A 12,081-nucleotide genomic window follows, 5' to 3' on the forward strand; every position below is an offset into this window, starting at 1 on the left:
ATAAACATCCATAAAAAAGAAAATAATTACAGCTTCAAGGTACTGTGCTTCTTTACTATTGTCTTTTTTTTAGCGCCTTTATATTTGTGTGCGCAGGTCACTTCGTCAATTGATACAACCAGTATAAAAATTGGTGAGCAAATCACTTATAAAATTCAAGTTGAAGCCGATACTACCGATTTGGTTGTGTTTCCAGAGGGACAAACATTTATGCCTCTTGAGATGATTGAATCATATAAAGTCGATACTACAAAAGTAAAAGCCAGACTTAAACTCATTAAACGTTATGGCCTAACGCAATTTGATTCGGGCTCTTATACTATTCCGAAGCAAAAAATTGTCATTGGAACCAAAACGGTGTTTACCGATTCTTTAAAAGTTGAGGTCAGAGCCATAGCTGTCGATACTACAAAACAAAACTTGTATGATATTAAACCAATGATTGAGGTTGAAAAAGCCTCAAGTGACTGGTGGAAATATTTTCTTATAGGATTGCTAATTGCTGGCTTGGCAGGATTTTTATTATACTGGTTAATCTGGCGTAAAAAACCTTTAACCGAAGAAGAAGAAATCGCGTTGTTGCCACCTTATGACCGAGCAAAATTAGCACTTAAAAAGTTAGATGGCAGCGATTACCTTCAGCGGGAAGAATTAAAAGATTACTATTCTGAGTTAACGTTTATTATCAGAAAATATTTAGACGAAAAAGTATATGATCGTGCCCTTGAGAGCACAACCGACGAATTGGTGAACCGACTACATTTACTTCGCGATGCTAATAAAATTGAGTTAAGTACAGACGATATAAATAATATTGAAACGATACTGAAACGTGCCGACTTGGTAAAATTTGCAAAGTCAGCTCCAGATATTGAGCTTGCAAAAATTGACAGAAATACTATCGATCTCGAAATAGATCAGGTTCGAGACGCATTACCAGAACTTACAGAAGAACAAAAATTAAGAAATAAGCAATACGAACAAGAGCAGGCTAAAAAGAAAAAGTTAGAAAAAATACTGCTAACGGTTGCTGCAAGCATTCTTATAATGATTGCGACTTATGTTGGTTTCGGACTTAAATACGGGTTCAAATATGTTGCCGATTCAATTGTCGGAAGTGACACCAAAGAGTTATTAGAAGGTGAGTGGGTGCAAAGTGACTATGGTATTCCGCCAATTAGTATTTCTACACCTATAGTTTTAGAACGTGTTGAAATGGCTAAAGACACTACTCAAAACACAAAAGTTAGCATGTTTACTTATGGTAATTTTTCATCGCCATTATATATCAGTTTAAGCACCACAAAGCTTAGTGAAGACAATGAAACCGAACTGGATCCTTTAGCTGTTGCCGAAATGCAAATTAAAACCTTTGAAAATAATGGCACGCAAAATATCATTGTAAAACGCGAACAATTTATTACACCCAATGCTGCCGAAGGGTTAAAAGTTTACGGAACAGGAAGTTTACCTGGTGAGGCTGCTGGAGAGTTTAAACCTATGGAATATGCCGTTTTTGTATTTACGGCTAAAGGTGTGATGCAACAAATTACACTAATTTGGAACAATCAAGATGATTATACTAATCAAACCGTTGAACGAATCATAAATTCAATAGAACTTATTAAACCAAAAGAAGAGTGATGTTTGAAGGTGTAGAATTTTTAAATAAAGAGTTTTTCTGGCTGTTTTTATTACTGCCTCTAGCAATTGTTTGGTATGTTTTTAAGCGAAAGTATCAAACAGCTGAACTTAAAATGTCGAGTATTAAAGGGTTTAAAGTTGGTAACTCTATCCTGCCTAAATTACGGCCGCTATTGTTTGTGTTTCGATTACTTGCCTTAGCTTTTTTAATTACAGCCTTGGCACGACCGAGAACCTCTGATGAAACAACAAAAACAAAAACGACCAAAGGAATTGATATCGTCATGGCTATAGATGTTTCGGCAAGTATGTTGGCAAAAGACTTGCTGCCAAACCGTCTGGAAGCTTTAAAAAAAGTTGCTGCTGAGTTTATTCAGGGACGACCAAATGATCGCATAGGCTTAGTGGAATATGCTGGTGAAAGCTATACTAAAACACCAATTACCAGTGATAAAGCCATTGTGCTAAGGTCTCTTCGGGATATTAAATACAATACCATTATAGAAGGAGGGACTGCCATTGGAATGGGACTTGCAACGTCTGTTAATCGTATAAAAGATAGTAAAGCCAAGAGTAAAATTATTATTCTACTTACAGATGGAGTTAACAATTCGGGATTTATAGATCCTAAAATTGCGAGTGAGCTCGCTGTTGAATATGGTATAAAAGTTTACACCATTGGAATTGGGACAAACGGAATGGCACTTTCGCCATATACCATGTCAAAAAACGGAACATTTCAATATCGTAGAGTGCAGGTAGAAATCGATGAAGATTTACTTAACGAGATTGCTGATGTAACAGGAGGTCGCTACTTTAGAGCGACAAACAATAAGAAACTTAAAGAGATTTATAACGAAATAAATAAACTGGAAAAAACTGAAATTGAAGAAATCAAGTATACAACTTACGATGAAAAATATCGTCCGTTAATCTTGATTGCCATTGGGCTACTGCTTTTAGAAGTATTACTTCGATTAACTGTTTTTAGAAGCTTTGTATAAATAATATGTTTGATTTTCAATTAGAAGAAAAAATTTGGTTTTGGGTATTGCTGAGCATTCCAGTGATTACCTTGCTGTTTGTGATACTTCAAATTTGGAAACGAAGCGCGCAAAAGCGATTTGGTAACAGTAAATTATTAAAACGATTAAGTCCTAATCAATCGCTGTTTAAATCAATTTTAAAACTTGTGGTATTGTCTTTAGCCATTGCCTGCCTTACAATTGCTTTAGTTAATCCTAAAATTGGAACCAAGCTGGAAACAATAAAACGTCAAGGTGTAGATATTGTATTTGCTGTTGATGTATCCAAAAGTATGTTAGCCGAAGATGTGGCTCCCAACCGATTAGATAAATCGAAACAATTGGTAACTCAAATTATTAATAATCTTGCCAGTGATCGTGTTGGAATTATCGCTTACGCTGGTAAAGCATTCCCACAACTGCCAATTACTACAGATTATGCATCTGCAAAAATGTTCTTGCAAAACATGAATACCGATATGTTGTCCTCTCAGGGAACAGCAATCAATGAAGCTATAGAACTGGCAAAAACCTATTTTGATGACGATCAGCAAACCAACCGAGTATTAATTATCATTTCTGACGGAGAAGACCATAGTGATGTTGCTGGTAATGTTGCTGAAGAAGCCAGCAATGAAGGCATTCGTATTTTTACCATTGGTGTTGGTGATGTCAAAGGAGGACCAATTCCTATAAAGCGGAATGGTGTACTTTTAAACTATAAAAAAGACAGTCAGGGAGAAACTGTAGTTACCAAACTAAATGAAGATACACTCAAGGAAATAGCCGAAGAGGCTAATGGCGCTTATATCAACGGGAGTAATACTTCCGAAGTTATTAAAGAAATCAAAGACATTTTAAATCGAATGGATAAAACTGAATTTGAAGCTAAAGAATTTGCCGATTTCAAAGATCAATTCCAATGGTTTTTAGGGTTCGGTATTTTTTTCCTATTCATAGATATATTTTTATTAGAACGAAAAACGGCATGGTTAAAACGATTGAACCTGTTTAATGAAAATTTTTAATTTTTAGCAAAATAATTTCTTTTATTAAATAGAAGTTGAGTTTTTATAGTCTCAACTTCTATTTAAAACAGATACTTCTTTAAGGTATTATTTTCTAACTTACTTAAATCTTAAAGTATTATAATTATTATAAATCCTTTCTTATTTTTTTAATTTTAAGTTTCAAATATTTAACCAGAAGAATGTATAAATAAATGATTCCTGCATAAAATAGAATAATAGATAAAATGTAAAAAATTATAAGCAAATTGCTCGCTTCAAAAAAGGAATCATTCTCTACTTTATAAGTATAGTCTTTTTGAATTAAAAATAATAGTATTGCATTCATGTTTTAATTTGTTTTTCATTCTCTAATCATATAGTAATCTATTACTGAGCCCGTTGAGTAATCAAATACTTGTACTAAGGTAACTAATTCTGTGATTTTAAAAGGGTAACCATCGATTTTTATTCCGATTGTCAATTTACCTCTTGTGAAAACAGTTAGTTGATTACCGTTATCTGAAACCTGTGTACTATGGTTACCAACTTGTTCCCATTCGGCAAGTGTCGTATTGCCATATAAAATTGTGTTTACATCCGTTATTTCTATACATTCACAAGAATTAGCTGATGGTAAATTTGAATCAACCTCTACTCTTAAAGTAAAAGAAAACAAGCTTAAATCAAACTCGTAATTAAAAGTTGTTCTTTTGGAGACACCATCATCATTTTCTGTTTCAGAAGATCCATAACTTACATCATCAAATAAATCATAATAAAATTCTTCAAACTCTTCAACAGTATCAAACCCTATAACTTCATAGTCGGTTAATGAATCATCAAATGTATAATCACCTTCATTTATTATATCGTTTAGCCTATCCTCAATTGAAATAACTTCACTGGAATAACATCCTCCATCACTACCCGTTAACCCTACATTACCTGTTATGTCATCTTCACATGTATTAGAAGGCATTGGATTTGTAGGATTCGAATTTGGAGATCCTCCTCCTCCTGTATTAGGACCAGAAGGAGGGTCAATTGATTCATTTAACGGGTCATTTTCACTAGTTTCATAGCATATGTCATATGTTATATCAAACATATCGGATGGTGTACAATTTTCACCCGCTGCATGCGTTGTACCACCATTGTCGCAATAAGTTAGTGTAATAGATTTACAAATTCTTCTTGCATTCAAACCGTCTAAACTACCATCGTAATTTAAAGGTTCATAATTGATTGTCCCTTGAAAAGGAGTTTGATTATTAGTTGGATATGAATTTAAATAATCTTGAGAGGGAACATAATTAAGAATAAATGCTGTTGTTGGACTATCATCAATAAATTTTACAATAAGGTTGCTAAATTCGTAAATGTTTTGGTTATTTTTTTGAATTGCCAATGTGTAAGTTGTTGAAGTAGAATCAGTATAAATATATACCTCTTTGTCTTCAATGATTAAAAAATCATTATTATCTTCAATTGAAGTTCGGCTCATTTTGCTCACTTGATTTTTTTTAAGTGTTTTGACATAAGAAGATAGCTCTTCAAGGTTATAATACATTTCAGTTTTAATAACTTCATTAGAGCTATTGCTAATCAACTCTAATGTAGTTGTCTGTTGTTCGTCAATAGATTCCTCTTGACAACTGTTTAATACTACTAAGAACCCCATGATTAGGATCCCAGTTTTGGTCAGAATTTTAATTGTACTTTTCATAATTTCTTGGTATTTATTAATTCAAACATAGAAAATATTCTATACAATTCATCGAATTATATAAAAAATATAGAAAATATTCTATGATTAATATAAATTTATTTCATTTTTTTGATTTGAATTTATATCTCATAACTAATAAAAACCTAATCAATAATTTATAAATTCTTTAACTATATCAAGGCATTCAGTTTTTTATCTTGCTGCTTACTAATATGAGAAATCTAGGTGCAAACATATTCGTCTTATTTTATTTAGTTCCAATGTCTATAATTGGTCAAGCTAATGAATTGTCTGTATTTGACAATCTAATCCATAAAACATGGAGTGCTGAGGGTCGATGGGAAAATAATGGACCGCAATTTAAACAGGAAATCACTTTTCAATTTGATTTAGAAAACACCATTATTATTGCTGACTCTAAAGGGTTTATTGATAAAGAACAAACTAAGTTTGGCCATAGAAATCATGGAATACGTCAATATGATAAAGCGAGCAATACGATTAAGTTTTGGGAGTTTGATGTCTTCGGAAATGTAACTTCCGGAACCGTTTTTGCTGAAGGTAAAAACATCATTTATCAATATAAATATGGTGAATCTGTACTGACTGATATGTGGGAATATGTAGATGAGTCAACCTATAATTTTAAAGTTGGAACTTATAATAATGGGACTTGGGAGCAAATTTATCTCAATACTGTTTTTAAAGAAAAAATTAAATGAAACAATTATTTATAATGTGTTTAGCGTTGTTAACGAGTATGTCCTTTGCTCAGGATAAGGACAAAGAAAAAGAGCTACAACGCACCCTTGAGACAGCCAAAGATTATGTCTATCAAGGAAACGAGCTTGTTGATGCTGAGAATTACATCAACGCTGAAATGGAGTATAGAAAGGCTATTTCTAAAGCTCCATCTGTTGTTGCAGGTGCCTATAACCTCGGTAACTCCTATTATGAAAAGGGTAATTATGAGGAGGCTTTATTTCGTCATGCTCAGGCTGCTGAAACAGCGACATCTAAAGCCGAAAAACATAAGGCTTATCACAATATGGGAAACATCCTGATGAAAGAAGAACTCTGTCAAGAGGCTGTTGAGGCGTACAAAAATGCTCTGAGAAATGATCCTACAGATGATGAAACACGCTATAATTTTGTAATAGCTAAAGACTGCGCCGAACAACAAAAAAAGCAGGATCAGGACAAAGAGGAAGATAAAAAAGACGAAGATAAAGAGGACGACAAGAATCAGGAAGATAAAAAAGAAGACGACCAGAAAAAGGATGACCCTAAAGATGAAGGTGATCAGGATAAAAAAGATGGTGATGATCAAAACGATGAAGGTAAGCCTAAGGATGAAAAAGACAACGGTGAAGGCGATAAGAAAGAGGATCAAAAACAAAATGGAAAACCTAAACCACAACCTGGCCAATTATCGCCGCAGCAAATTAAAAACTTGTTAGAAGCCATGAATAATCAGGAACAAAAAGTTCAGGAAAAAATAAATGCAGAAAAGCAAAAAGGGGTAAAAGTAAAAACAGAAAAAGACTGGTAAAAAAAGCAAATATGAAATTCATAAAACCTAGTTTAATGTTTGTCTTGTTACTGTTGTGTAGTAGTTTTACTAATACAGAATCAAAACTTACGTTTAGTACTTTGGAATTAGATAATGCTGTTCATTTCGTTGTAGAAGTTACCAATAATCATATAGCCTTAGGGCAATCTACCGAAGTAACACATAAACTCTATGTATCCCAAAGCGCAGGTATTTCGAATTGGAAAAACTTCAAGACACCGAACTTTAATGGTTTTGATGTTGAAAACATTGATGCGAAATCTATGAAGGTATTCACCGAAAAGTTTAAAGGAGAAACCTATCGATATGTTATATTGCGCAAATCAATATTAACAGCAAAACAAAAAGGAGAGTTTCAGTTTGAACCATCACAACTCAATGTGACTATTGAGATACCTTCCCAAAAAAAAGATAATAACGGTTTAAGGGCTTTAGAGACCGTAAATAAGGATTTTGAAACGGAACCTTTTACGATTACTGTCAAATAATTTAAATTGAATTGATAACTGAGATGAAAGTCTTAAAACACATCACATTACTTTTAATTGTACTATGCTCAGGTACAATGTTTGCTCAGGTCAAATTTGAAGCAAAAGTAAGTAAGGAAAAACTAGGAATTAACGAGCGCTTACGCATTGACTTTGTCATGAATCAGGATGGCGATAATTTTAGTCCGCCAGATTTTTCAAATTTTAATGTTGTTGGAGGCCCAAATACATCTGTAAGTAATTCATGGCTCAATGGGAAACATTCCTATACAAAAACATATAGTTATTTTTTAGCACCAAAAAAACAGGGTAAGTTCACCATAGGTCAAGGAAGTATTGAAATTGACGGTGAAGTATATAAGTCACAAGCTGTAACAGTTCAAATAACTAAAGCAGTACAACGACCAAATGATCCTTACAATGTTGAAGGTGTTGCTTCGGAGAACATTCACTTAGTCGCCGAAGTTTCTAAATCAGACCCTTATCTCAATGAAGCCATAACTGTCGTTTACAAGTTATACGTTTCGGCAACTACAGGTGTGAGTAACTGGAGAGAAGTTGAAAACCCTAGGTATAATGATTTCTGGAGCCAGAAAATCGAAACCAAAGGCCTGAAAATTCAAAATGGAACCTACAAAGGTGAAGATTATCGATATGTTGTACTTCGCAAAACAGTACTCTATCCTCAAAAAACTGGAAAGCTAGAAATTGAGCCATTAACACTTGATATCACAGTTGAGGTTCCGACGGCACGTCGTGATATTTTTGGAGGAAGACATATGGCACAAATAAACCGAACAGTATCAGCAGGAAGTAGAACTATCAATGTAAAACCTCTACCTGAAGCAGGTAAACCTGATGATTTTACAGGAGCTGTTGGTGATTTTGAATTCAATGTGATTACTTCTAAATCTGAACTTAATGCTTCCGAATCGTTACAAGCTAGAGTTGAAGTTACTGGAAAAGGAAACCTTAATTTGTTTCAGTTGCCTAAATTATCATTGCCAAGTTCTTTAGAAGTTTATGAGCCGGAACATAATGAAACTATCAGAACAAATTTAAGCGGCATGCAAGGTTCTATTTCTGATAATTACACCATTGTGCCACAATACAAAGGAAAATACCCTATACCAAGCGTGTCTTTTTCATATTTTGATTTAGAAACGGAAACGTATAAGCGGGTGTCTTCAGGAGAAATTATTATTGATGTTATTGAAGGTCCTGTGAATAATTCTTCAGGAGATGATCATTTAACAACTGCTACTGGAGATAAAAAAGAAGTAACATTAAGTAGCGATCAGTTTGCGTTTATTAAAACTAGCGCTAATCTGAAACCAATTGAAGGCGATAATTTCTTTAAATCTACAGGGTTTTGGAGTTCGTTATTACTTCCGTTATTGGCAATTCCATTAGCTATGGTTTATCGTAAAAAGAAAGAAGAACGCGATGCTGATGTCTTTGGAAATAAAATTAGAAAAGCCGATAGATTAGCTAAACGCTATTTAAGCGAAGCAAAAAAAGCACTAGGACAAAAAGAAGCATTTTACATCGCTCTTGAAAAAGCATTGCATAATTATTTAAAGGCGAAACTTCAAATTGAAACAAGTGATTTTAGCAAAGAAAAAATCGAACATATTTTATTAGAGCGTCAGGTCAATGAACCTTCTGTCAAAGAGTTTATTAGTATCTTAGAACATTGTGAATTAGCAAGGTATACACCTATTACAAATGTTGAAATGAAACAGGATTATGAAAAGGCAGCTTCAACAATTTCTATAATCGATAAAGAAATTAAATAGTGATGAAACAATTAATTTATGTGCTACTGCTATTATTTAGCGGATTGACATTTGCTCAAAATAATGCAGATTTCGAAAAAGCAAATACCTTATACAACGAAGGTAATTATACAGAGGCATTAGAAACATATAAGTCTGTTTTAGAAACCGGAGTGCATTCTGCTGAGCTGTATTTTAATATGGCTAACACACATTACAAGCTCAATCATATTGCGCCAAGTATTTATTATTATGAAAAAGCTCTGCTGCTTAAGCCAAATGATAAGGACATTCTTAATAATATAGCTTATGCCAGAAATATGACGATCGATAGTGTTGATGAGGTTCCTGATGTCGGATTTAGCAGATTAATTAATAATGCAACACATACGTTGAGTTTTGATAACTGGGCAAAACTATCAGTGGGTCTAATGATACTTTTCGTTTTATTATTCTTAGGCTATTATTTTTCTTATAAGACATCAAAAAAACGTTTAGCTTTTGTGACGAGTTTGTCATCCTTAGGTTTAGCTGTGGTAGCCATATTATTTGCATTTCATAAATATGAGTTGGTTGAAAAAGACCAGCCAGCAATAGTTTTTGCTCAGGAAGCTCAAATCAAAACGGAACCCAATCTGAGAAGCAATGAAGCTTTTAAAATTCATGAAGGCACTAAAGTGCAAGTGCTAGATACGGTTAACAATTGGAAGGAAATTAAACTGGCCGATGGCAAAACAGGATGGGTTGTTAGCGACGATATCAAAATGATAAAAACGTTTTAAAGTTTTTTTAACAAAAAAATTAATGTTCAAACCTTATCTTTGTACATTAAGCCCAACTATGAAATCAAAGCTTTCAGCGATTTTCTTTCTTTTGATATTTTCAGCGCTCATTACAGCGCCTTCCATACTTGTGGCTATTGATGACTCGATTGATATCACTTGTTTTTACACTATAACTGAAGAAGAGGAAGAATCAGGGCACCAAATTTCTAAGGAAGGTAAAGTGTTTTATCAGGAGTCAACAAATATGATAAACTACTTAAAAGGGTTTGAAAAAAATAGGCAACAAGCGTATTATTTTAAAAACTACCCCAAACCACATCTCAATTTAATTTCTCCTCCTCCCGAATTCATTTTATAATTTTTAACGTAACGGAAGGGATGATTACTATATCCCCAAAAAATTATTAAAAAATTAAGCTATAGAAAAGCATTCTATAGTACAAATGAATTATATATATGTTTAAAACTATTAAAAGCGACTTGCCAGCGAGTTTAGTCGTGTTTTTTGTTGCATTACCATTATGCTTAGGTATTGCATTAGCCAGTGGAGCACCTCTTTTCTCTGGTTTAATTGCTGGAATTGTAGGAGGAATTGTTGTAGGATCATTAAGTGGTTCTAAAATTGGTGTTAGTGGTCCTGCCGCAGGACTAGCTGCAATTGTATTGACTGCTATCGGAACTTTGGGTGGTTATCAAAACTTCTTGGTTGCCGTTGTTTTAGGTGGAATTATCCAACTTATATTTGGTTTTCTTAAAGCAGGAGTTATTGGGTATTATTTCCCTTCTTCTGTAATTAAAGGGATGCTTACAGGTATCGGTATTATAATTATTTTAAAACAAATACCTCACTTTTTTGGGTATGATTCTGAACCAGAAGGTGCTGATAGCTTTTTTGAAGCTTCAGGAGAAAACACCTTTTCAGCGATTTTAAATATCGTTGATAATATCACTATAGGATCAATGGTTATTGGTATGATTGGCTTAGCAATTCTATTACTATGGGATAAAGTGCTATCAAAAAAAGGAAAGATTTTTCAACTTATTCAAGGTCCTTTAGTAGCTGTTGTTGTCGGAATTATTTTCTTTTCATTAACACAGTCTAGTGAGTCTTTAGCAATAAGTCAATCGCATTTAGTTAGCGTTCCTATACCAGAAGATGCTGCATCATTCTTAGGACAATTTAGTTTTCCTAATTTTTCAGCCATATCAAATCCAGATATATGGATTGTTGCATTTACTATCGCACTTGTAGCAAGTTTAGAAACCCTACTTTGTGTTGAAGCGACAGATAAACTTGATCCTGAAAAAAATGTAACTCCAACAAATAGAGAATTATTAGCACAAGGAACAGGTAATATTGTTTCAGGACTAATAGGAGGTTTACCAATTACTCAGGTAATTGTTAGAAGTTCTGCCAATATCCAATCAGGTGGTAAAAGTAAAGCTTCAGCCATCATTCATGGGTTTTTCTTATTAATATCAGTAATTCTAATTCCAAGGTTGCTTAATATGATTCCGTTATCTGTTTTAGCTGCGATCTTATTTATTGTGGGATTCAAATTAGCAAAACCTAAACTGTTTAAGCAGATGTATCTGTTAGGATGGAAGCAATTTGTGCCTTTTATTGTAACTGTTTTAGGAATTGTTTTTATCGATTTACTTTGGGGAATTGGCTTAGGCTTAGCCGTTGGTATCGTTGTGATATTACTTAAAAGCTACCAAAACTCTCACTTTTTACATATGGTAGATGAAAGTAATGGGAAACATAAAATTAAAATGACTCTAGCAGAAGAAGTAACCTTTTTTAATAAAGGTGCCATTTTAAAAGAGTTAGACAGCTTGCCAAGAGATACCTATTTAGAACTGGATGTTAGAAAGACCAGATATCTTGATAACGATATAATTGAAATTCTAGATGACTTTGCCTTTAAAGCAAAAGAGCGAAATATTGATATTAAATTAGTATCTGAACGCGGTATCGTTGAGAATCCAGATAGTTTTATAGAATTTTTCAAACTAAGGCCCAAATCAGCTTAAATATAAAATGAT

The 12,081-nt window shown here is 33.5% G+C and carries 11 protein-coding genes; 10 read left to right on the forward strand and 1 reads right to left on the reverse strand.

Annotation, left to right across the window (positions count from 1 at the left end; translation table 11 throughout):
- From H7350_RS04605 to H7350_RS04615, 3 genes are read left to right on the forward strand one after another with little or no spacing between them, the layout of a single operon-like run.
- Positions 1 to 1,644 carry a BatD family protein gene (locus H7350_RS04605; RefSeq protein ID WP_420825362.1) on the forward strand — a complete coding sequence of 548 codons (1,644 nt, stop codon included), beginning with the start codon at positions 1 to 3 and terminating at the stop codon, positions 1,642 to 1,644.
- Positions 1,644 to 2,648 (forward strand): vWA domain-containing protein, encoded by a 1,005-nt coding sequence (locus H7350_RS04610; RefSeq protein WP_204344686.1) that lies wholly within the window; start codon positions 1,644 to 1,646, stop codon positions 2,646 to 2,648. The genes H7350_RS04605 and H7350_RS04610 overlap by 1 nt, the downstream gene beginning before the upstream one ends.
- Positions 2,649 to 2,653: 5 nt before the next feature.
- Positions 2,654 to 3,697 (forward strand): vWA domain-containing protein, encoded by a 1,044-nt coding sequence (locus H7350_RS04615; protein WP_204344687.1) that lies wholly within the window; start codon positions 2,654 to 2,656, stop codon positions 3,695 to 3,697.
- 343 nt (positions 3,698 to 4,040) lie between these two features.
- Here H7350_RS04615 and H7350_RS04620 read toward each other — a convergent pair whose 3' ends face one another.
- Complete coding sequence (locus tag H7350_RS04620) at positions 4,041 to 5,405, reverse strand: hypothetical protein (protein ID WP_204344688.1); 1,365 nt, start codon at positions 5,403 to 5,405, stop codon at positions 4,041 to 4,043.
- A gap of 263 nt (positions 5,406 to 5,668) precedes the next feature.
- Here H7350_RS04620 and H7350_RS04625 point away from each other — a divergent pair, with 263 nt between their 5' ends.
- The 7 genes from H7350_RS04625 to H7350_RS04655 all read left to right on the forward strand — a co-directional run bounded on the left by H7350_RS04625 (position 5,669) and on the right by H7350_RS04655 (position 12,069).
- On the forward strand, positions 5,669 to 6,130 hold the full coding sequence (locus H7350_RS04625) for a hypothetical protein (RefSeq protein ID WP_204344689.1): 462 nt from the start codon (positions 5,669 to 5,671) through the stop codon (positions 6,128 to 6,130).
- A complete protein-coding gene (locus tag H7350_RS04630) occupies positions 6,127 to 6,960 on the forward strand; it encodes a tetratricopeptide repeat protein (protein ID WP_204344690.1) in 834 nt (277 codons plus the stop codon). The genes H7350_RS04625 and H7350_RS04630 overlap by 4 nt, the downstream gene beginning before the upstream one ends.
- 11 nt (positions 6,961 to 6,971) lie before the next feature.
- On the forward strand, positions 6,972 to 7,469 hold the full coding sequence (locus H7350_RS04635; protein ID WP_204344691.1) for a BatD family protein: 498 nt from the start codon (positions 6,972 to 6,974) through the stop codon (positions 7,467 to 7,469).
- A gap of 23 nt (positions 7,470 to 7,492) precedes the next feature.
- Positions 7,493 to 9,268, forward strand: coding sequence for a BatD family protein (locus H7350_RS04640; RefSeq protein ID WP_204344692.1), 1,776 nt, complete (start codon positions 7,493 to 7,495; stop codon positions 9,266 to 9,268).
- A 2-nt stretch (positions 9,269 to 9,270) separates the two neighbouring features.
- A complete protein-coding gene (locus H7350_RS04645) occupies positions 9,271 to 10,029 on the forward strand; it encodes a tetratricopeptide repeat protein (protein WP_204344693.1) in 759 nt (252 codons plus the stop codon).
- A gap of 58 nt (positions 10,030 to 10,087) precedes the next feature.
- Complete coding sequence (locus H7350_RS04650; protein ID WP_235989258.1) at positions 10,088 to 10,390, forward strand: hypothetical protein; 303 nt, start codon at positions 10,088 to 10,090, stop codon at positions 10,388 to 10,390.
- 98 nt (positions 10,391 to 10,488) lie between these two features.
- Positions 10,489 to 12,069 (forward strand): SulP family inorganic anion transporter, encoded by a 1,581-nt coding sequence (locus H7350_RS04655; RefSeq protein ID WP_204344694.1) that lies wholly within the window; start codon positions 10,489 to 10,491, stop codon positions 12,067 to 12,069.
- Positions 12,070 to 12,081: the final 12 nt, after the last annotated feature.

Source organism: Psychroserpens algicola (assembly GCF_014526325.1).
In the GTDB taxonomy this organism is placed as follows: Bacteria; Bacteroidota; Bacteroidia; order Flavobacteriales; family Flavobacteriaceae; genus Psychroserpens; species Psychroserpens algicola.